We start from the raw sequence: 20,042 nt of genomic DNA on the forward strand, positions 1-20,042 counted from the left end.
CCGGGCGGACCGCGAAGAGCCCCGTCCATCGAATGGACGGGGCTCTCACGGTGGCGATCAGTTCAGGTGATCAGTGGTGGCCGTGGCCCTCGCTGATCTCCTTGTACTCCTCGGGGGTTGCCTTGGGGATCTGGTTCCCGTCGGCGTAGTACCCCTTGCTGAGCTTGGCGCGCAGCTTCTGCACCGGGGAGATCTTGCGCTTGACGCCGTTCTCGTCGACCGCGGGGCCGAGGTCGAGCGGCTGGTACTGCTCGTGCGCCGTGAGCGTGTGCAGCTGCCCGGGGCTGAGCGGCTCGTGGATCTCGACGAACTCACCGTGCGGCAGGCGCTTGATGATGCCGGTCTCGCGACCGTGCAGCACCTTCTCCCGGTCGCGGCGCTGGAGGCCGAGGCAGATCCGCTTGGTGACGATGAACGCGATGACCGGTCCGACGAAGAAGAAGATCCGGACGAACCAGGTGATGGCGTTGATCGACAGGTGGAAGTGCGTGGCCCACAGGTCGTTTCCACCGCCGATGAGGCCGATGAAGTACGCCGTGATCCAGGCGACGCCGAAGCCCGTACGGGTCGGGACGTTGCGCGGGCGGTCCAGGATGTGGTGCTCGCGCTTGTCGCCGGTGACCCAGGACTCGATGAACGGGTACACCGCGATCGCGGTGAGGACCACGCCGAAGCCGACCAGCGGGATGAACACGCCCAGGGCGAGCGTGTGGCCCCACAGGTTGATCTCCCAGCCCGGCATCACACGCACCAGACCCTCGGCGAAGCCCATGTACCAGTCGGGCTGGGCGCCGGTGGACACCTGGTCGACCCGGTACGGGCCGATGGCCCAGATCGGGTTGATCGTGGCGATGGCCGAGATGGCCGCGATGACGCCGAAGACGAGGAAGAAGAACCCTCCGGCCTTCGCCATGTACACGGGCAGCAGCGGCATGCCGACGACGTTCTTGTTGGTCCGGCCGGGACCCGCGAACTGCGTGTGCTTGTGGTAGAAGACCAGGATCAGGTGGGCCACCAGCAGGCCGAGCATGATGCCCGGCAGCAGCAGGATGTGGATCGAGTAGAACCGGGCCACGAAGTCGTGGCCGGGGAACTCGCCGCCGAACAGGAACATCGAGATGTACGTACCGACGATCGGCACGGACAGGATCGCGCCCTGGGTGAAGCGGACACCGGTACCGGAGAGCAGGTCGTCCGGCAGGGAGTAGCCGGTGAACCCGGTGAACATGCCGAGCACGAACAGCAGGAAGCCGAAGAGCCAGTTGATCTCGCGCGGCTTGCGGAACGCGCCCGTGAAGAAGACGCGCATCATGTGCACGAACATGGCGGCCAGGAAGATCAGCGCCGCCCAGTGGTGGATCTGCCGGACGAGCAGACCACCCCGGACCTCGAAGCTGATCTTCAGGGTCGAGGCGTAGGCCTCGGACATCCGGATGCCCTGCATGGGCTCGTACGGACCGTGGTAGACGATCTCGCCCATGCTCGGCTGGAAGAACAGCGTCAGATACACACCCGTGAGGATGATGATGATGAAGCTGTAGAGCGCGACCTCACCGAGCATGAAGGACCAGTGGTCCGGGAAGATCTTGCGCATGTTGGCCTTGGCGAGGCCGTAGATGCCCAGCCGGCCGTCCGCCCAGTCGGCCACCCGCTCGCCGGCCGGAGCCTTGCGCCCGCTCGCCGGACCGGCGGCGGAGGGGTTCTTTGTCGCAGTACTCATCCGCGCTCCCAGAAGGCAGCACCGACGGGCTCGTCGAAGTCGCCGAGCGCCTCGAGGTTGCCCTCGCTGTTGACACCGATCCGCAGCTGCGGAAGGGGGTGGCCGGCCGGACCGAAGATGACGCGAGCGCCGTCGGAGAGGTCGAAGGTGGACTGGTGGCACGGGCAGAGCACGTGATGCGTCTGCTGCTCGTACAGGCTGATCGGGCAGCCGACGTGGGTGCAGATCTTGGAGAACGCGACGATGCCCTCGTGGGCCCAGTCACGCTGGCGCTTGTCCTTGATGTCGTCCGGCTCGATGCGGACGATCATCAGGGCCGCCTTGCCCATCTGCGTCTGGAAGTCGTGCGACTCCGGGTCGAGCCCCTCGGGCATGGCGAAGGCCAGCGACCCGACGGTGATGTGCTCGGGGCGCAGCGGCTTCATCGTGTTCATGTTGATGAGCTGCTTGCCCTCCGCCCACAGGGTGGTCCGGAGCTTCTTCTCCGGCAGCGGACCGAGGTCGCGCAGCAGGACCACACCGGAGAGCGGCACCAGGGCCAGCGCACCGAACATGGTGTTGCGGATCAGCTTGCGACGGCCGATCGCGGACTCCTCGGCGCCGGCCCTGAAGTCGGCCATGACCTGGGCCTTGACCTCGGGCGGGGCCTCGATCGGGTGGCGGTCGGCCGCGACCTCGACGTCGGACATCAGAGTGCGCGCCCAGTGGACGGCTCCCGCGCCGATGAAGAAGAGCGCCGCGCCCAGGGTGAGACCCAGGGAGAAGTTGAGCGCGCTCACATGGCCGAAGGGCCAGATGTAGACGATCTTGTCCACCGGGAAGATGACGTAGGAGGCGATGAAGCCCACCGTCGCCAGCATCGAGAGGGTGAACATGAACGCGACGGCGCGTTCCGAGCGGTTCGCGGCGCGTTCGTCGAGGTCCTGGATGCGCGGCTGGTGGGCCGGCAGTCCCGGGTCGGCGAACGGGTCGTCGTGACGCTCCACCGCGCCGTGCGCGGTCTCCTGCACCACAGGCAGGTTGTCTTCTGGAATCTGTTGGCTACTCATGACTTCTTGGCCTTAGCGGTGTGGGCCGCGACCCAAACGGCGACTGCGACGAGCGCGCCGAGTCCGAAGATCCACGCGAACAGACCTTCGCTGACCGGGCCGAGACCGCCGAGGGCCAGGCCGCCGGGGCTCTCCGTCTCGTCACCGTTCACGGTCTCGATGTACGCGATGATGTCCTTCTTCTCCTGCTCCGGCATCGTCGTGTCGGGGAAGGAGGGCATGCTCTGCGGGCCGGTCTGCATGGCCTCGTAGATGTGCTTCGGGCTCACGCCTTCGAGGTCGGGGGCGTACTTGCCCTCCGTCAGGGCTCCGCCCTTACCGGTGAAGTTGTGGCACTGGGCGCAGTTGGTGCGGAACAGTTCGCCACCGTTGGCGACGTCCGCGCCCGCGGGGTCGACCTGCTTGTCGGTCGGCGTGATGGGACCGGCGCCGAGCGACGCGACGTACGCCGCGAGCTGGTCGATCTCCGCCTGGGTGTAGATGACCTTCTTCTTCGGTACCTGGGCGCCCGGCTGCTGCGCGGGCATACGGCCCGTACCGACCTGGAAGTCGACGGCGGCGGAGCCCACGCCCACGAGGGACGGCCCGTCGGTGGTGCCCTGACCGCCGGTTCCGTGGCAGCTGGCGCAGCCTACGGAGTAGAGCTTCTTGCCCTCTTCGATGGCGAGGGACTGGGCGGTTTCATCGGCCTGCGCCTTGCCCGCAGGCGCGAACGCGGCGTACAGCCCCCCGGTGGCCGCCAGCGCGAGGAGTAGTACGACGACCGCCGCCAGCGGATGGCGTCGTCGTGCGGAGAGCTTTTTCACGGATTACCCCGGTGTCAGGATCTTCTGCGTCGATGGTGGGCGGGTGCGAAGCCCGGTTACTTGATCATGTAGATCGTTGCGAACAGGCCGATCCATACGACATCGACGAAGTGCCAGTAGTAGGACACGACGATGGCGGCGGTGGCCTGATCGTGGGTGAACCTCTTGGCCGCGTACGTTCTGCCGAGGACCAGCAGGAAGGCGATGAGACCGCCTGTCACGTGCAGACCATGGAAGCCGGTGGTCAGGTAGAACACCGAGCCGTACGGGTCGGACGACAGGGAGAGCCCCGCGTCCTTGACCAGCTCGGTGTACTCCAGGACCTGGCCGCCGATGAAGATCGCACCCATCACGAACGTGATGATGAACCAGGTGCGGAGCTTCTTCACATCGCCCCGCTCGGCTGCGAAAACGCCGAGCTGGCAGGTGAGTGAGGAGAGCACCAGGATCGTGGTGTTCGTCGCCGAGAACGGGAAGTTCAGATGATCGGACATCTCCTTCCAGTAATCGGGTCCCATCACCGATCGCAGGGTGAAGTACATCGCGAAGAGGGCCGCGAAGAACATCAGCTCGGAACTCAACCAGATGATGGTTCCGACGCTGGTGAGGTTCGGCCGATTGACCGACGGGTGCGCGTGCCCGGTTTCTACTGTCGTTGCTGTCGCCACGACCGACATTATGTCGGTCGCTTATCCCGCCCTCACCCCGGGGGGTGCCGTTCGGTGTGTCCGTACCGTCTGCAGGGGTCGCACCCTGCGCCGAACGGCCCATCGGAAGGTCGTCATTACCGGTGCTGACGGCCGGTCGGGCGGAGTACGATCCGCGCATCGGTTCATGCCCCGAGAGCCCCGACGACGTCGATGTCACGGAGGAACAATGCAGGCGACCGCCACGGTCCTGGTCTACAGCGACGACGCCAACATCCGCGAGCAGGTGAGGCTGGCAGCCGGTCGCAGGCCTGCCGCGGACGTCCCACCCGTGGAGTTCCTGGAGTGCGCGACGCTCCCGGCCGTCCTCAAGGCGCTCGACGCCGGCGGCGTCGACGTCTGCGTGCTGGACGGGGAGACGGCTCCCATCGGCGGGATGGGCGTCTGCCGCCAGATCAAGGACGAGATCTTCCGCTGCCCGCCGGTGCTCCTCCTGATCGGCCGCCCGCAGGACGCGTGGCTGGCCACCTGGAGCCGGGCGGAGGCCGCCGTGACGCTCCCGGTGGACCCGGTGGAGTTCGCCGACGCGCTGGCGGCGCTGCTGCGGCAGCGGCTCGCCGTGGAGGCCTGAGAGGCCCCCACGGCCCGCTGAGGGGCGTCCGGCGCCGTACGGCACCTTCCTGCCCGGATCAGACGTGGGGACGCAGCCGGGCGGCCTGGAGCGTCCCCGGGCTGTCCGGCGCCCCCTCGTGGAGGGCGCTGCCCTTCTGCCACTTCTCCCAGGAGAGGTTCCAGTCGCCGAACCCGTTGCCGAACGGGTCCATGTCCTCGCCCTCGCTGCCGACGACCTTGACGATGTCGCCCTCGCGTACGGTGTCGAAGAACCATTCGGCGTTGTCGGTGCTCATGCCGGTGCAGCCGTGGCTGACGTTGGCGTTGCCCTGGGAGCCGGTGGACCAGGGGGCGGCGTGGACGTACTCGCCGCTCCAGGTCACCCGGGTGGCCCAGTAGACCGGCAGGTCGTACGACTCCGACGAGCCGGCGGCGATGCCGATGCTCTCGCCGCGCATACGGACGAACTGCTCCTTGGCGAGCACCACCTTGACCCCGTTGCGGGTGGAGAAGCCGGGCTTGCCGGTGGTGACCGGAATGGTGTTGATCACTTCTCCGTTGCGGTACACCGTCAGGGTGTGGTCCGCGGCGTCGGTGATGGCCTCGATCCGGTCGCCGGTGGCGAGCTTCAGGGGCTTGGCCTCGGCTCCGTAGAGCGCGTTGGTCACCTTGATGCCCGCCAGGTTGGAGCGGACCTCGATGGTGGCGTTCGCGGGCCAGTACTCCTTCGGGCGGTAGTGCAGCTTCTTGTCGTCGACCCAGTACCAGGAGCCGGTGACCGCCGGGGTGGAGCGGACCTTCAGGGCGCGCTCGACGGTGGCCCTGGCCGCCTTGTCGGTGATCGGGGCGCTGAGTTCCGCCGTGATGGGCTGTCCGACGCCGTAGGTGCCCGCCTCCGGGCCGAAGGCGACCTTCAGCAACTTCTTGGGCGATGAGGTGTCGAAGGAGAGCGTACGGACGCCTGGGGCGCCGTCGCTGTTCTCCATGGCGACCCTGACGGTGTATCCGGTGCCTGCCGCGAGCGGGGCGGTGGAGCGCCAGCGCCTCCCGTCGGCGGAGAGCTCTCCCGCGAGGTGGCGGCCGCCGGTGTCCACGGCGCTGACGTCGGTGATGCGCCCGTCGTCGCCCTCGACGGTGACTTCCAGGGGCTTGTCGGGGTCGGCCTTCTCCTTGTCGGAGGGGCCGTTGAAGGAGACCTGGTCGCCCGCGTCGTAAGGCTTCGTGGAGAGCGGGTGGCCGTCGGGCGAGCCACAGGCGGTCGCACCCGCGGCGAGGGTCACGACCAGCAGGGTGCAGCTCACTACGGTGCGGATGCGCGGCGTGTGGTTCATGCCGTCCACGCTAGGAAGATTCATCCGTTCCAGCGCGTTCAGTGACTGCAAACGAGGGAAGGGCCCGCGTCGCTGTCGGCGATGCGGGCCCTTCGTGGTGTAGCGCGTGTCACCGGCGGCGCGGTGTCACGGGATGCGGTGTCACTGGGTGCGGTTCTCGCCCCGGTAGTACTCGAAGACCCAGCCGAAGAGGCCGATCAGGAGCAGGGGGGCGGAGAAGTACAGCAGCCACCAGCCGAAGACGACGCCCATGAAGGCGAAGGCACCGCCGACCGCCAGGGAGAGCGGCTGCCAGCTGTGCGGGGAGAAGAACCCCAGCTCGCCCGCCTCGTCGGCGACGTCCGCTTCCTTGTTGTCCTGGGCCATGGCGTCGACCCGGTTGGCCGTGAAGGCCAGGTAGAAGCCGATCATGATGGACAGCCCGAAGGCCAGGAAGAGGGCCGTGGTGCCGACCGGCTCCTTGGACCACACGCCGTACACGACGGCCATGGCGAGGATGAAGACGCTCAGCCAGATGAACATCTGTCCCTGGATCTTCACTTGCCTGCCTCCTTCGAGCCGGCGAGGGCCTTGTCCGACTCGGAGAGGTGGTCGAGCTGTTCGAGCGCCGTGATCTCCGGGTGGTGCAGGTCGAACGCCGGGGATTCGGAACGGATCCGCGGCAGCGTGAGGAAGTTGTGCCGCGGCGGCGGGCAGGAGGTCGCCCACTCCAGCGAACGGCCGTAACCCCACGGGTCGTCGACCTCGATCTTCTTGCCGTACTTCGCGGTCTTCCAGACGTTGTAGAAGAACGGCAGCATCGACAGGCCGAGGAGGAACGAGGAGATCGTCGAGATCGTGTTCAGCGCGGTGAAGCCGTCGGCGTCGAGGTAGTCCGCGTAACGACGCGGCATGCCCTCGGCACCGAGCCAGTGCTGCACCAGGAAGGTGCCGTGGAAGCCCACGAACAGCGTCCAGAACGTGATCTTGCCGAGCCGCTCGTCCAGCATCTTGCCGGTGAACTTCGGCCACCAGAAGTGGAATCCGGAGAACATCGCGAAGACCACGGTGCCGAAGATGACGTAGTGGAAGTGCGCGACGACGAAGTACGAGTCCGAGACGTGGAAGTCCATCGGGGGCGAGGCGAGGATGACGCCGGTCAGACCACCGAAGGTGAAGGTGATCAGGAAGCCGACGGCCCAGAGCATCGGTGTCTCGAAGGACAACGACCCCTTCCACATCGTGCCGATCCAGTTGAAGAACTTCACGCCCGTTGGCACGGCGATGAGGAACGTCATGAAGGAGAAGAACGGCAACAGCACACCGCCCGTGACGTACATGTGGTGCGCCCACACCGTCACGGAAAGGCCGGCGATGGCGATCGTCGCGGAGATCAGACCGATGTAGCCGAACATCGGCTTGCGGCTGAATACCGGGATGACCTCGGAAATGATTCCGAAGAATGGCAACGCGATGATGTACACCTCTGGATGGCCGAAGAACCAGAAGAGGTGTTGCCAGAGCAATGCGCCGCCATTGGCCGCGTCGAAGATATGCGCACCGAATTTTCGGTCCGCCTCCAGTGCGAAGAGCGCCGCGGCGAGGACCGGGAAGGCCAGCAGGACCAGGACACCGGTCAGCAGGACGTTCCAGGTGAAGATCGGCATGCGGAACATCGTCATGCCGGGTGCGCGCATGCAGATGATCGTGGTGATGAAGTTGACCGAGCCGAGGATCGTGCCGAAGCCGGAGAAGGCCAGACCCATGATCCACATGTCGGCGCCGACGCCCGGCGAACGGACCGCGTCCGAGAGCGGGGAGTAGGCGAACCAGCCGAAGTCGGCCGCACCCTGCGGGGTGAGGAAGCCGGCCACCGCGATGAGCGAGCCGAAGAGGTACAGCCAGTACGCGAACATGTTCAGCCGCGGGAACGCCACGTCGGGCGCGCCGATCTGCAACGGCATGATCCAGTTCGCGAATCCGGCGAACAGCGGCGTCGCGAACATCAGCAGCATGATCGTGCCGTGCATCGTGAACGCCTGGTTGAACTGCTCGTTCGACATGATCTGCGTGCCCGGACGGGCCAGCTCGGCGCGCATGAAGAGCGCCATGAGTCCGCCGATGCAGAAGAACACGAACGACGTGACCAGGTAGAGCGTACCGATCGTCTTGTGGTCAGTGGTGGTCAGCCACTTCACGACGATGTTTCCCGGCTGCTTGCGCCGCACGGGCAGCTCGTCCTCGTACGAGTCGTCTGCCGGAGCGGCACCCTGAGGTTCGTTGAGGATGCTCACAGTTGGTTCTTCTCCGCATTCCTGGCCGGGTCCGTCTGCGCGATGCCTGCCGGCACGTAGCCCGTCTGACCCTTCTCAGCCAGCTCCTTGAGGTGCTGCTGGTAACGCTCCGGGGAGACGACCTTGACGTTGAAGAGCATCCGGGAGTGGTCGGCGCCACAGAGCTCGGCGCACTTGCCCATGAAGGTGCCCTCCCGGTTGGGAGTGACCTCGAACGCGTTGGTGTGGCCCGGGATGACGTCCTGCTTCATGAGGAACGGCACCACCCAGAAGGAGTGGATGACGTCACGCGAAGTGAGGACAAAGCGGACCTTCTCACCCTTCGGCAGCCACAGGGTCGGACCCGGGTTGCCGTTCTGCGGGTTGCGGGTCCCGGGGATGCCCACGTCGTAGACGCCGCCGGCGCCCTCGGGGAAGTCCTTGTGGAACCGGTCGGGGATGGCGTCGAGTTCCTTGGGGATCTCGGGGCCCGCAGCGGGCTGGCCATCCACCTTCTCGATGTAGTTGAAGCCCCAGCTCCACTGGAAGCCGACCACGTTGATGGTGTGGGCGGGCTTGTCGGAGAGCTCGAGGAGCTTCGACTCATCACGTGCGGTGAAGTAGAAGAGCACCGAGACGATGATGAGGGGAACCACTGTGTACAACGCCTCGATGGGCATGTTGTACCTGGTCTGCGGAGGTACCTCCACCTTGGTCCTGCTACGCCGGTGGAAGAAGACGCTCCAGAGGATCAGTCCCCAGACAAGGACACCCGTGACGAGCGCTGCCGCCCACGAGCCTTGCCAGAGGGAGAGGATCCGAGGGGCCTCTTCCGTAACCGGAGTGGGCATTCCGAGGCGGGGGAAATCCTCCCAGTTGTATGAACAACCGGAGGCCGTCGCCAGGACCAGGCCCGCAGTCAGCACCTGCGGCAGCTTCCGCCGCATCGGGCGCCGCGACGAGCGGTCGGAGCCGTTGGGACTCACGTAGCGCCTTCCCGAGAGTCTCGCCCGCACGGTCGGCGCGCCCGTATGTCTCTGGTCGGTCGCCGGCCCTGACGCGGGCAGGGGTTTGGATGTTTATGCGGACCAAACCCTACTGGACGCTATTTGGGGTCGCGCGGGGAGGGTGCCCAACGCGCCGCCCGACACGCCCATGGGGTGGAATCCGGGCCTCCGGCCCCCATCTGACGGCCACTCGCCCGTCCGGACGGAACGGCCCCCTGCGAGGTGGGGCCGGGTGCGGGCTAGCGTGGCGGGGTGCCCTACTTCGACGCCGCCTCCGCCGCCCCCCTGCACCCCGTCGCACGCCAGGCCCTGCTTGCCGCGCTCGACGAGGGCTGGGCCGATCCCGCCCGCCTGTACCGGGAGGGGCGGCGGGCCAGGCTGCTCCTGGACGCGGCCCGGGAGGCCGCCGCGGAGGCCGTCGGATGCCGCCCCGACGAACTGGTCTTCACCTCGTCCGGGACGACGGCGGTGCACGCGGGAATTGCCGGGGCTCTTTCGGGGCGTCGGCGTGTCGGCCGCCATCTGGCCCTCTCGGCGGTCGAACACTCGTCGGTGCTCCATTCGGCGGCGGCCCACGAGGCGGCGGGCGGCTCGTTCACCGAGGTCCCGGTGGACCGCACGGGGGCGGTGGACCCGGCGGTGTACGGCGGGGCGCTGCGGGCGGACACCGCGCTGGCCTGCCTCCAGTCGGCCAACCACGAGGTGGGCACCGAGCAGCCCGTCGCCGAGGTCGCCGCGCGCTGCGCGGACGCCGGGGTGCCGCTGCTGGTGGACGCGGCCCAGTCGCTCGGCTGGGGGCCGGTCCCGGCGGGCTGGTCCCTGCTGACGGCGAGCGCGCACAAGTGGGGCGGTCCGGCCGGGGTCGGGCTGCTCGCCGTCCGCAAGGGGACGCGCTTCTCGCCGCAAGGCCCGGCCGGGGAGCGGGAGTCGGGGCGGGCGGCGGGGTTCGAGAACCTGCCGGCGATCGTGGCGGCGGCGGCCTCGTTGCGTGCGGTACGGAGCGAGGCGGCGGCGGAGTCGGTGCGGCTGCGGGCGCTGGTGGACCGGATCCGGGCCGTCGTGGCCGAGCGGGTGCCCGATGTCGAGGTGGTGGGTGATCCGGAGCGGCGGCTGCCGCATCTGGTCACCTTCTCCTGTCTCTATGTCGACGGGGAGACCCTGCTGCACGAGCTGGACCGGAGGGAGTTCTCCGTGTCGTCCGGCTCGTCCTGCACGAGCAGCACCCTGATCCCGAGCCATGTGCTCAAGGCGATGGGGGTGCTCTCGGAGGGGAACGTCCGGGTGTCGCTGCCGCCGGGCACGGCCGGGGCGGACGTGGACCGTTTCCTGGAGGTCCTGCCCGGGGTGGTCGCCGAGGTGCGCGAGCGGCTCGGCGCCCCGGCCTCCGCACCCCGGCCCCCCGGTCCCGCCGCGTCCCTGGTGGTCGACGCGCTGGGCCGTCGCTGCCCGATCCCGGTGATCGAGCTCGCAAAGGTGATCGGGGAGGTAGCGGTGGGCGCCACGGTGACGGTGCTCGCCGACGACGAGGCCGCGCGGCTGGACATCCCGGCCTGGTGCGAGATGCGGGGCCAGGAGTACGTGGGCGAGGAGCCGGCGGACCGCGGCTCGGCCTATCTGGTCCGCCGGCTCAGCTGATCACGCCAGGTGCTGCCGGACCTCGGCGGCGGCCTCGTGGCCGTACGCCTTGGTGAAGCGGTCCATGAAGTGGGTACGGCGCAGGGTGTACTCCTGGGTGCCGACCGTCTCGATGACCAGGGTGGCGAGCATGCAGCCGACCTGGGCGGCGCGCTCCAGGCCGACGCCCCAGGCGAGGCCGGAGAGGAAACCGGCCCGGAAGGCGTCGCCGACGCCGGTGGGGTCGGCCTTGACGTCCTCCTCGGGGCAGCCGACCTCGATGACCGGCTCGCCGGCCCGCTCGATCCGGACACCGCGGGCGCCGAGGGTGGTGACGCGGTGGCCGACCTTGGCGAGGATCTCCTCGTCGCTCCAGCCGGTCTTGGACTCGATGAGCCCCTTCTCGTACTCGTTGGAGAAGAGGTAGGTGGCGCCGTCGAGGAGGATGCGGATCTCCTCGCCGTCCATCCGCGCGATCTGCTGGGAGAAGTCCGCGGCGAACGGGATGTTCCGGGAGCGGCACTCCTCGGTGTGGCGGAGCATCGCCTCGGGGTCGTCGGCTCCGATGGAGACGAGGTCGAGGCCGCCGACGCGGTCGGCGACGCTCTTCAGCTCGATGAGGCGGGCCTCGCTCATGGCGCCCGTGTAGAAGGAGCCGATCTGGTTGTGGTCGGCGTCGGTGGTGCAGACGAAGCGGGCGGTGTGCAGTACCTCGGAGATACGGACCGCTCCGGTCTCGACACCGTGCCGGTCGAGCCAGGAGCGGTACTCGTCGAAGTCCGCCCCGGCGGCGCCGACGAGGATCGGGTTGGTGCCGAGCAGGCCCATCCCGAAGCAGATGTTGGCGGCGACACCGCCCCGGCGCACATCGAGGTTGTCGACCAGGAAGGACAGGGAGACCGTGTGCAGCTGATCCGCGACCAGCTGGTCGGCGAAGCGGCCGGGGAAGGTCATGAGGTGGTCAGTGGCGATCGAGCCGGTGACTGCAATACGCACGGGGAGGTTTCTCCTGCGGAAGGCGAAGGGCCGTGAGTGCGCCCTCCGGGACGACGTGACAGTTCACGCTACCGGGTGAGCCGAAGGTCAGGAAAAGGGAAAACTACCCGATAGTAGGGCTTTCTACCTGAGCTCGGCCGTGGTTACGGTGCGGATATGTCGAAGCACACCGCATTGCCCGAGTCGGAATTGAGCCTGGCCGCACTGCGCGGGGACTGCGCGCGGATGGCGCCGCACTGGACGGCGGCCGTGAAGAGCGCCCCGGCCCCGGTGGAGCCGTCCCTGATCAACGGGGTGACGGTCCCGCCCTCGTCGGCGCGGCTGATCGACGCGATGTCCGAGTACGGCGACTGAGGCCCGCGGGCCGGGCCGGACGCCATCGTCTTTCGGCCCTTTTCATGCGGACTCCGGCGGCGACCGCACGGTGCCCGCGTCCGGGCGGCCCCGGCCGCGGGAACCGCATGCTCCTCCGCTCCGTCCCACCGGTGTCCCCGCCCGGGGACACGCGGCAGGCACGCGACGGCAACGCAGTCGAAGGAGCGATCCGGTGAGCACCGAGCGACCCGACAACGATGTGACCGGCCCCCGGCGGCGGCGTCCACCGCTCGCGGTGGCCTCGGTGGCCGCGGCCGTGCTGCTGGCCGGAGGCGGCGGGGCGTACTGGGCCTCGACCGCCGCGGGCGACGGCGGAGCGGCGGACAGCGGTTCGCCGGCGCGGGGCGAGGCCCTGCCGCTGGCCCTGGACGCTCCCGCCGGCGACGGCCCGGGCTCCACGTCCTCGGCCTCGGACACCCTTCCCCCGGGCATCGCACCCGGCGAACCGGACCCGGGCGGCCCACCCGTGATCTACCGGGCCGCGGGCGAGCTCCCGGACGGCCCGGACGCGGCGGCGGTCCACCACGCGAGGGGCACGGTCGCGTCGGCCGATGTCGCCCGGCTGGCGAAGGCGCTGGGCATCCCGGGCTCGCCGCGCACCGAGGGCACGTCCTGGGTGGTCGGCGACGACGACGGCCCCGGGGCGCTCCTGAAGGTGGGGAAGCAGGCCCCGGGCACCTGGACGTTCGCCCGCAGCACTCCGCCCAAGCCCTGTGCGCCGGGCACGATGTGCGCGAACGGGGCCTCGGAGCCGGGCGGCGACCCGGTGAGCGAGAAGGCGGCGAAGGCGGCCGCGGTCCCGGTGCTCAAGGCGACCGGGCAGGACGACGCGGCGCTGAACGCGGGCCAGCTGATGGGCGACGTCCGTGTGGTGAACGCCGACCCGAAGATCGACGGGCTGCCGACCTACGGCTGGTCGACCGGTGTCCAGGTGGGCCCGGACGGCGAGGTGACCGGCGGCAGCGGACACCTGAAGGCGCTGGAGAAGGGCGACACCTACCCGGCGGTCGGCGCGGACGAGGCGCTGAAGCAGCTGAACGCGGTGAGCCGGGGCAAGGGCGACGCCGACCGGGACGTCGGCGGCTGCGCCACTCCCGTACCGCACCAGGGCGAGCCGAAGCCCTCGGACCCCCAGTGCGTGCCGTCGAACGGCAAGCGGGCGCCGGTGGAGCAGACGGTCGAGGACGCGGTGTTCGGCCTCGCGCTGAACTACGTGGACGGCCGGCAGACGCTGGTGCCGTCCTGGCTGTTCACGGTCCGCCAGGCCCCGGGCGGCCCGGAGAACACGGTCACGCAGGTCGCCGTGGACCCGAAGTTCATCGAGAAGCCGGCGGCGTCCGCGCCCTCCGGGGACCGGAGGGTGACGTCGTACGGCGCGGACGGCCGGACCCTTGAGGTGACGTTCTGGGGCGGCGTGTGCAGTACGTACACGGCGAGCGCCAAGGAGAGCGCGGGCCAGGTGCGGATCTCGATCACGGAGAAGCCGCAGGAGGGCAAGAAGGCCTGCATCATGATCGCCAAGGAGCTGACCCGGACGGTGACGCTGGAGAAGCCGCTGGGCGACCGCACGGTGATCGACGCGGCGTCGGGCGGTGCGGTGCCGCGCGGCTGAGCGGGTGAGCGGCTGAGCGGGTGTACGTACGGAGGCGGCCCCGGGAGTGATCCCGGGGCCGCCTCCGTATGCCGTACGCGCAGCGCTTAGCTGAACGAGTCGCCGCAGGCGCAGGAGCCGGAGGCGTTCGGGTTGTCGATCGTGAAGCCCTGCTTCTCGATGGTGTCGACGAAGTCGATGGAGGCGCCGCCCAGGTACGGGGCGCTCATCCGGTCGGTGACGACCTTGACGCCGTCGAAGTCCTTCACGACGTCGCCGTCGAGCGAACGCTCGTCGAAGAAGAGCTGGTAACGCAGGCCCGAGCAGCCGCCGGGCTGAACGGCGACGCGCAGCGCCAGATCCTCGCGGCCTTCCTGCTCCAGCAGGCCCTTGACCTTGGCGGCGGCGGCGTCGGACAGGAGGATGCCGTCGCTCACGGTGGTGGTCTCGTCCGATACGGACATCTGCTTCTCTCCCGGGTTGTACGGACTGCTTGCCGACGGTTCAACCGCCAGACCCGCGGATTCATTCCGGGCCAAGCGCTTGTCTGTTCCTTTTCATGCTCGCACACCGGGCCGCTCGGGTGATGCGTCACATCGACACTATCGGCATCGTCAAACTGACACGAAGCGGCTATGATAGATAGCGTCAAATAGACGAAAAGGCGAGTTCGCCGAAGCTCTCCGCGGATGTTCGCGGAGTGATCTTGAGTTCGCAGACTAGAAAGGGTGCGTGACGTGACCACGGCCCAGCCCCTGGACGTACAGCCGACACCGCTCGCGCTGCTGCTGCTCGGCCGCGAGGCCGACCCGAGGAGCGAGCGCGGCGTCGAATGCCCCGGCGACCTGCCCTCCCCGTCCGACCCGGACCTGGTGGAGCGCGCCCGCGTCGCGAAGGAGAAGCTCGGGGACAAGGTGTTCGTCCTCGGCCACCACTACCAACGCGACGAGGTCATCCAGTTCGCGGACGTCACCGGCGACTCGTTCAAGCTGGCCCGCGACGCGGCCGCGCGCCCGGAGGCCGAGTACATCGTCTTCTGCGGCGTCCACTTCATGGCCGAGTCCGCGGACATCCTGACCACGGACGCCCAGGCGGTCGTGCTGCCCGACCTTGCGGCCGGCTGCTCGATGGCCGACATGGCCACCGCCGAGCAGGTCGCCGAGTGCTGGGACGTGCTGACGGAGGCCGGGGTCGCCGATCAGGTGGTGCCCGTCTCCTACATGAACTCCTCCGCCGACATCAAGGCCTTCACCGGCAAGCACGGCGGCACGATCTGTACGTCGTCGAACGCGAAGCGGGCCCTGGAGTGGGCCTTCGAGCAGGGCGAGAAGATCCTCTTCCTGCCCGACCAGCACCTGGGCCGCAACACGGCCGTGCGGGACATGGGCCTGGAGCTGGACGACTGCGTCCTCTACAACCCGCACAAGCCGAACGGCGGCCTCACCGCCGAGCAGCTGCGCGACGCGAAGATGATCCTGTGGCGCGGGCACTGCTCGGTCCACGGCCGCTTCTCGGTCGAGTCGGTCGAGGACGTCCGGGCCCGGATGCCCGGGGTCAACGTGCTGGTGCACCCGGAGTGCAAGCACGAGGTCGTCGCCGCCGCGGACTACGTGGGCTCGACGGAGTACATCATCAAAGCCCTGGAGGCGGCCCCGGCCGGCTCGAAGTGGGCCATCGGCACGGAGCTGAACCTGGTCCGCCGGCTGGCGAACCGTTTCGCCGCGGAGGACAAGGAGATCGTCTTCCTCGACAAGACGGTCTGCTTCTGCTCGACGATGAACCGCATCGACCTGCCGCACCTGGTCTGGACCCTGGAGTCGCTGGCCGAGGGCAAGCTGGTCAACCGGATCGAGGTCGACCCGGAGACGGAGAAGTACGCGAAGCTCGCGCTTGAGCGGATGCTGGCGCTGCCGTAGACCCGCGCGGGTCCCCGAGAAGCGAGAAGCCCCGGTATGCCGCAGGTCGGTGTACCGGGGCTTTCCCGTATGCCCGGGGCGCACCGGCGGAGACGCTCCGGTCGGGGCGGGTGGGCAGGAACGTTCCGGTCGGGTCGGTTCTCCCATACGGCGACCGATGACACCACCGCGTAACTACGCTGCTACTCACCGCAGCGCTTCTTCGCGTGCGGGTCCGGTGAGGCCCGATGAGGCCGATCGGAACGAACGGCGAGAACGATGGGGCGGGTATGGGTTACGAGGACCGTGGAACGGGCGTCGGCGACGAGGCGGTGGGAGCGGGCGCGGGGCACGACGAGGTCCGGCAGAACGACGCCGCCTCCGACGCGTCGGAGGCGGAGCTGGCGCGTGCGGAGCTGGCGCGTGCGCGGGAGGAGGTGAGCGGCCGGCGGGCCGCCGCCGAGGAGGACCCCGACACCCACCTGCCCCCGCTGGCCGGAGCCCTGCACCGGCTCTCGGACCTGCTCTCCGCTGCCGGGGACCACACCGGCGCCCTGCCCCTGGCGAAGGAGGCCGCGCGGATCTACGCCGAACTCGGCATGAAGCGCCCCGGCGACTTCCAGGCGGAACTGGCCCTGACGATGGGCGCCCTGGGTGACCGCGTCGCGGACACCGGGGACCGGGTGGCCGCCGTGCCGTTCGCGAAGCAGTCCGTGCGGCTCCAGCGCGAGCTGGTCGAGGAGGAGCAGCCGGGCGCGTCCGTCCCGGTGCTCGCCGCGTACCTCCTGAACTACGCCGCACGTCTCGCGGGGGCCGGGGAGGCCGTGGAGGCCGTACCCCACGCCGAGGAGGCCGTCGGCCTCCTCCGGGGCCTGGCCGAGGAGGATCCGGAGACCTTCCTCCCCCGGCTCGCCGCGGCTCTCCACGCCCTCGGCAACCACCGCGCGGCCGTGAGCGACGCCTCCGGGGCGGTCGAAGCGGCCCAGGAGGCGTGCGGCCGCTTCCGCGCGCTCGCCGCGGACCGACCGGACGTCTTCCGCCCGGAGCTGGCCACGGCGCTGGACAGCCTGGCCGCTCACCTCAACAAGGCCGGTGACGCGGGGGCGGGCCTCCGGGTGGCGGAGGAAGCCGTCGTCCTGTGCCGCGAGTTGGCCGCGCAGGGCCCCGCGGCCTGCCGCCCCGGCCTCGCCGCCGCGCTGCGCACCCTCGCCCGGAGCCTGGCCGGCACCGGCGACCCGCAGGAGGCCCTGCCCCCGGCGCGGGAGGCCGTCGACCTCCTGCGCGAACAGGGGGACGCGGTCCTGGCCGAGCTGGCCGACTCGCTCCAGGTGGTCGGCACGTACGTGGAGCTGAACGGGAACGCCGAGGGAGCGGTGGAGGCGTTCTGGGAGGCGGTGGCCCTCCACCGGTCGCTGGCGCTGGAGGCTCCCGGCGCCCCCGACGCCGCCCTGGTCTCCGCCCTCGACGACCTGGCCCGGGCGCTCGCCCGTACCGGCGAGCACGCGGCGGCGATCGAGGAGTTCGACGAGACCGTCAAGGAGTTCGCCGGGGCCGGCCCGGCGACCGCCCGGCGTCTGGTGGTGGAGCGGAGCGCCTTCCTGCTGCGCTGCCCGGACCCCTGGCCCGCGACGGGGGTGACCGAGCTGGTGAACTGGCTCGACGAGGACGCGGAGAGGGCCGGCAGCCCGGACACCGTGACCGTACGGGCCCGGCAGGCGCTGCGCGCGTACGGTGACATCGCGGCGGTGCACACGGCCTGGGAGGACGAGACCTTCACGCCGGTGCCGGACTGGCTCGCCCTGTCGCCGGGGACGCTGGACCTCGTCAGCGCCTGGATGTTCGCGCCCAACTGGCCCCGGTCACGCGACTTCTGGTCCGAGCATGCCGAGGTCCTCGGCGGCGAGGAGGCGGCGACGGCCCTGGACGAGCTGGCCGTCCTGGACCCGCACGGTGCGCGGCGGCACGCCCTGCTCCGTGAGGCCGTCCTCGCCCACGGGGTGACCGCAGCGTACGATCCGCTGATCCTCCAGGAGCAGTTGGCGCAGTGGCTGGAGTGCGCGGACTGGACGGAGTCGCGGGCCTACCTGGAGGAGCACCCGCGCCTGCTGACCGTGCAGCCGCCCGGGGACACCCCGTTGGCCCACGTCGCGATGCTGGACATCGGCCGCGCCGAGGGCCTGGACGCCGCTTACCGCCTGGTCGAGGACCGCGAGGCTCTCCAGGCTTACGTTGACCGGGCGTTGGAGGCCGGGGACGGCGTCGCGCTGATGCACGGCGGGGGTATCGAGGGCCAGGTCTTCGGCGACCGGCTCTCCTCGCTCACCCACGCCCAGGTGGCCCTGGTGCTCGCGGGAGCCAGGGAGGGCTTCGAACCGGACGACCTGACCGCGCTCCTGCACAAGGCCTCCGAGGAGACCCGCGCCCGCCTGGTGCGGGAGACGGCCGCCCTCAGCGTCCGGCTCCCCGACCAGCGGGGGAAGTCGTGGCACCGGATCATTCAGGCGCTGGGCGGGGACGCCTGAGGGACAGCGGCCCGCCGTCGGCGACGGCGGGCCGGTCGGCCAGCCGGGAGACGTGCGGGTGACGGTAGGGGCAGGGCTGTATCTCCATGGCCGCAACCTAGCGGGCCCCCGCACCCGTCAGTCGGCGCTCTCCAGCCGCCCGCCCCGGCTCGCCGCGATCCGCAAGGTGTCTCCCAGCGACTCGGCGAGCCGGGTGCCCGCGAACCGCAACTCGCGTTCCCCCACCACGGACTCCGCCAGCAACTCCCGCGCCTCGGCCAGCACTTCCTCGGCCGAGGCGATCATGGACGCCTCCAGCTCGTCGGCCATCCTGGAGACGCGGCTGTCGGGGTCCGTGGTGCTGAGCCAGCACGGACCTCCGAAGTCGTTGGTCCACGGGAGCAGTCGCAGGGCCCGGCCCTTGTCGTCGAACATCATCTCGGTCGCTACCTCCGGAGTAGGCCCTCTGGTGCTCTGCACGCAAGGACGGTTACGGTGTGTGCCGCAATCGTCGCCCTGAGGAACAGGATCCCAACAGAGCGCAGCTGTCCCGGCCTTGGGAACGGGACACACGAAAGGCCCGCACCGTGACGTTCAAGCCCCAGCCCCTCACGCCCTATGTGTCCGCCCGCCACTACTTCGGCTCCGAGCAGCGCCGCCACCGCGAGCGGGCGGCCCTGTCCCTGGTCCAGCTCGCGGGCATCGTGAACTCCAGCAAGAGCACGCTGGGCCGCATCGAGACGGCCGAACTGATGCCGCCGCCGGACATCCCGAGCCGCCTGGACATCGCCTTCGGGACGGACAAGCACTTCCACGGGCTCTACGAGCTGGCCCGGCGGGAGATCCACCCGGACAAGTACCAGCGCTATATGGACTTCGAGTTCCGGGCCGAGGTGATAGAGCAGTACGGGGCTCAGGCGTTGCCGGGGTTGTTGCAGACGGAGGAGTACGCGCGCACGTTTCTCCGCTGCCAGGAAGACCTGAGCGCCGAGCAGGTCGAGGAACGCGTTACGGCGCGCATGTCGCGGCAGGAGCGGCAGCGTTCGGAGAGCCCGCCGTTCCGGTGGGCGATCATCGACGAGGCCGTGCTGCGACGGCAGATGGGCAGCGCCGCCTGCATGCGTGAGCAACTGGCCTCGCTCCTGAAGCAGGTGGATACTCCGGACAGTAAAGTTCAGGTGATGCCGTTCAGCGCGGGGCTCCACTCGCTCCTGGGTGGCGCGCTGACTCTGCTGACCCTGCCCGACGGCACCTGCGTGGCGTACGAGGAAGGCATCCAGGCCGGTCACCTCTATGAGGACCCGGTCGCGGTGAAGAAGTGGCGGCGGCAGTACGACGTGCTGCGGGCCAACTCCCTCACGCTGGACGAGTCGGCGGATCGGATTCGTACCGCGATGGAGGGCTACCGACCATGACCCACTCCCCCGAGCTGAGCACCGCCCGCTGGCGCAGCAGCAGCTACAGCAATTCCAACGGGGGTGAATGCGTCCAGGTCAGCGACGACTTCCCCGGACTCGTCCCCGTACGCGACAGCAAGAACCCCACCGGTCCCGCGCTCGTCCTCCGGGCCGCCGCCTGGGACGCGTTCGTCGCTTCGGTCAAGTAGGCGGGAAACGACGGAAGGGGCCTGTCCCACGCGGAGGCGT

19 protein-coding genes are annotated in these 20,042 nt (G+C 69.5%); 8 read left to right on the plus strand and 11 right to left on the minus strand.

Annotated elements, in window-relative coordinates:
* Window positions 1-70: 70 nt before the first annotated feature.
* Genes ACH4KB_RS05785 through ACH4KB_RS05800 form a run of 4 tightly spaced genes read right to left on the minus strand, consistent with a single transcriptional unit; the run spans window position 71 to window position 4,252 of the window.
* Window positions 71-1,720 (minus strand): cytochrome bc complex cytochrome b subunit, encoded by a 1,650-nt coding sequence (locus ACH4KB_RS05785; RefSeq protein ID WP_398063913.1) that lies wholly within the window; start codon window positions 1,718-1,720, stop codon window positions 71-73.
* Window positions 1,717-2,769, minus strand: a complete 1,053-nt coding sequence (locus tag ACH4KB_RS05790) for a Rieske 2Fe-2S domain-containing protein (RefSeq protein WP_398063915.1) — start codon at window positions 2,767-2,769, stop codon at window positions 1,717-1,719. Before ACH4KB_RS05790 ends, ACH4KB_RS05785 begins: the two co-directional genes overlap by 4 nt.
* Window positions 2,766-3,575, minus strand: coding sequence for a c-type cytochrome (locus ACH4KB_RS05795; RefSeq protein ID WP_018957425.1), 810 nt, complete (start codon window positions 3,573-3,575; stop codon window positions 2,766-2,768). The genes ACH4KB_RS05790 and ACH4KB_RS05795 overlap by 4 nt, the downstream gene beginning before the upstream one ends.
* 56 nt (window positions 3,576-3,631) lie before the next feature.
* Window positions 3,632-4,252: a heme-copper oxidase subunit III gene (locus ACH4KB_RS05800; protein ID WP_003969635.1), complete on the minus strand. Its 621-nt coding sequence runs from the start codon at window positions 4,250-4,252 to the stop codon at window positions 3,632-3,634.
* A 199-nt stretch (window positions 4,253-4,451) separates the two neighbouring features.
* Here ACH4KB_RS05800 and ACH4KB_RS05805 point away from each other — a divergent pair, with 199 nt between their 5' ends.
* Window positions 4,452-4,853, plus strand: a complete 402-nt coding sequence (locus ACH4KB_RS05805) for a hypothetical protein (RefSeq protein WP_361867288.1) — start codon at window positions 4,452-4,454, stop codon at window positions 4,851-4,853.
* Between the two features lie 58 nt (window positions 4,854-4,911).
* On the opposite strand, the gene ACH4KB_RS05810 is transcribed toward ACH4KB_RS05805, so the two are convergent.
* The 4 genes from ACH4KB_RS05810 to coxB all read right to left on the minus strand — a co-directional run bounded on the left by ACH4KB_RS05810 (window position 4,912) and on the right by coxB (window position 9,403).
* Window positions 4,912-6,165: an Ig-like domain-containing protein gene (locus tag ACH4KB_RS05810; RefSeq protein ID WP_398063917.1), complete on the minus strand. Its 1,254-nt coding sequence runs from the start codon at window positions 6,163-6,165 to the stop codon at window positions 4,912-4,914.
* A gap of 141 nt (window positions 6,166-6,306) precedes the next feature.
* Window positions 6,307-6,705: a cytochrome c oxidase subunit 4 gene (locus tag ACH4KB_RS05815; RefSeq protein WP_007451224.1), complete on the minus strand. Its 399-nt coding sequence runs from the start codon at window positions 6,703-6,705 to the stop codon at window positions 6,307-6,309.
* Window positions 6,702-8,438 carry a cytochrome c oxidase subunit I gene (gene ctaD, locus ACH4KB_RS05820; RefSeq protein WP_228926775.1) on the minus strand — a complete coding sequence of 579 codons (1,737 nt, stop codon included), beginning with the start codon at window positions 8,436-8,438 and terminating at the stop codon, window positions 6,702-6,704. Before ctaD ends, ACH4KB_RS05815 begins: the two co-directional genes overlap by 4 nt.
* Window positions 8,435-9,403: a cytochrome c oxidase subunit II gene (coxB, locus tag ACH4KB_RS05825; protein WP_215102967.1), complete on the minus strand. Its 969-nt coding sequence runs from the start codon at window positions 9,401-9,403 to the stop codon at window positions 8,435-8,437. Before coxB ends, ctaD begins: the two co-directional genes overlap by 4 nt.
* A gap of 273 nt (window positions 9,404-9,676) precedes the next feature.
* Between coxB and ACH4KB_RS05830 the strand changes: the two genes are divergently transcribed.
* Window positions 9,677-11,059 (plus strand): cysteine desulfurase/sulfurtransferase TusA family protein, encoded by a 1,383-nt coding sequence (locus tag ACH4KB_RS05830; protein WP_398063920.1) that lies wholly within the window; start codon window positions 9,677-9,679, stop codon window positions 11,057-11,059.
* Here the strand turns inward: ACH4KB_RS05830 and ACH4KB_RS05835 are convergent, their stop codons facing one another.
* Complete coding sequence (locus tag ACH4KB_RS05835; protein WP_398063923.1) at window positions 11,060-12,034, minus strand: carbohydrate kinase family protein; 975 nt, start codon at window positions 12,032-12,034, stop codon at window positions 11,060-11,062.
* A gap of 156 nt (window positions 12,035-12,190) precedes the next feature.
* On the opposite strand from ACH4KB_RS05835, the gene ACH4KB_RS05840 reads away from it, so the two are divergent.
* Complete coding sequence (locus ACH4KB_RS05840) at window positions 12,191-12,388, plus strand: hypothetical protein (RefSeq protein ID WP_398063926.1); 198 nt, start codon at window positions 12,191-12,193, stop codon at window positions 12,386-12,388.
* 193 nt (window positions 12,389-12,581) lie between these two features.
* Window positions 12,582-14,021 (plus strand): hypothetical protein, encoded by a 1,440-nt coding sequence (locus ACH4KB_RS05845; RefSeq protein ID WP_398063928.1) that lies wholly within the window; start codon window positions 12,582-12,584, stop codon window positions 14,019-14,021.
* Between the two features lie 86 nt (window positions 14,022-14,107).
* Here the strand turns inward: ACH4KB_RS05845 and ACH4KB_RS05850 are convergent, their stop codons facing one another.
* A complete protein-coding gene (locus ACH4KB_RS05850; RefSeq protein ID WP_007451212.1) occupies window positions 14,108-14,464 on the minus strand; it encodes an iron-sulfur cluster assembly accessory protein in 357 nt (118 codons plus the stop codon).
* Window positions 14,465-14,728: 264 nt separating this feature from the next.
* On the opposite strand from ACH4KB_RS05850, the gene nadA reads away from it, so the two are divergent.
* Window positions 14,729-15,916 (plus strand): quinolinate synthase NadA, encoded by a 1,188-nt coding sequence (nadA, locus tag ACH4KB_RS05855; protein ID WP_398063931.1) that lies wholly within the window; start codon window positions 14,729-14,731, stop codon window positions 15,914-15,916.
* 269 nt (window positions 15,917-16,185) lie between these two features.
* Entirely contained in the window at window positions 16,186-18,417 is a 2,232-nt protein-coding gene (locus ACH4KB_RS05860; RefSeq protein WP_398063932.1) for a tetratricopeptide repeat protein, read from the plus strand.
* 117 nt (window positions 18,418-18,534) lie between these two features.
* Here ACH4KB_RS05860 and ACH4KB_RS05865 read toward each other — a convergent pair whose 3' ends face one another.
* Window positions 18,535-18,876, minus strand: a complete 342-nt coding sequence (locus ACH4KB_RS05865; RefSeq protein WP_398063934.1) for a hypothetical protein — start codon at window positions 18,874-18,876, stop codon at window positions 18,535-18,537.
* Window positions 18,877-18,983: 107 nt separating this feature from the next.
* Between ACH4KB_RS05865 and ACH4KB_RS05870 the strand changes: the two genes are divergently transcribed.
* Both ACH4KB_RS05870 and ACH4KB_RS05875 read left to right on the plus strand, forming a co-directional pair.
* A complete protein-coding gene (locus ACH4KB_RS05870) occupies window positions 18,984-19,811 on the plus strand; it encodes a Scr1 family TA system antitoxin-like transcriptional regulator (protein WP_398063937.1) in 828 nt (275 codons plus the stop codon).
* Entirely contained in the window at window positions 19,808-20,002 is a 195-nt protein-coding gene (locus tag ACH4KB_RS05875) for a DUF397 domain-containing protein (RefSeq protein WP_398063939.1), read from the plus strand. The genes ACH4KB_RS05870 and ACH4KB_RS05875 overlap by 4 nt, the downstream gene beginning before the upstream one ends.
* The last annotated feature ends 40 nt before the right edge of the window (window positions 20,003-20,042 follow it).

The sequence above is a fragment of the Streptomyces sp. NPDC017520 genome, assembly GCF_044329855.1.
Classification (GTDB): domain Bacteria; phylum Actinomycetota; class Actinomycetes; order Streptomycetales; family Streptomycetaceae; genus Streptomyces.

What these genes read in the sequence shown, in the direction of transcription:
- ACH4KB_RS05785 (WP_398063913.1), bottom strand. Translation starts at nt 1,720, where the DNA reads ATGAGTACTGCGACAAAGAACCCCTCCGCCGCCGGTCCGGCGAGCGGG.
- ACH4KB_RS05790 (WP_398063915.1), bottom strand. Translation starts at nt 2,769, where the DNA reads ATGAGTAGCCAACAGATTCCAGAAGACAACCTGCCTGTGGTGCAGGAG.
- ACH4KB_RS05800 (WP_003969635.1), bottom strand. Translation starts at nt 4,252, where the DNA reads ATGTCGGTCGTGGCGACAGCAACGACAGTAGAAACCGGGCACGCGCAC.
- ACH4KB_RS05805 (WP_361867288.1), top strand. Translation starts at nt 4,452, where the DNA reads ATGCAGGCGACCGCCACGGTCCTGGTCTACAGCGACGACGCCAACATC.
- ACH4KB_RS05810 (WP_398063917.1), bottom strand. Translation starts at nt 6,165, where the DNA reads ATGAACCACACGCCGCGCATCCGCACCGTAGTGAGCTGCACCCTGCTG.
- ACH4KB_RS05840 (WP_398063926.1), top strand. Translation starts at nt 12,191, where the DNA reads ATGTCGAAGCACACCGCATTGCCCGAGTCGGAATTGAGCCTGGCCGCA.
- ACH4KB_RS05850 (WP_007451212.1), bottom strand. Translation starts at nt 14,464, where the DNA reads ATGTCCGTATCGGACGAGACCACCACCGTGAGCGACGGCATCCTCCTG.
- ACH4KB_RS05860 (WP_398063932.1), top strand. Translation starts at nt 16,186, where the DNA reads ATGGGTTACGAGGACCGTGGAACGGGCGTCGGCGACGAGGCGGTGGGA.
- ACH4KB_RS05875 (WP_398063939.1), top strand. Translation starts at nt 19,808, where the DNA reads ATGACCCACTCCCCCGAGCTGAGCACCGCCCGCTGGCGCAGCAGCAGC.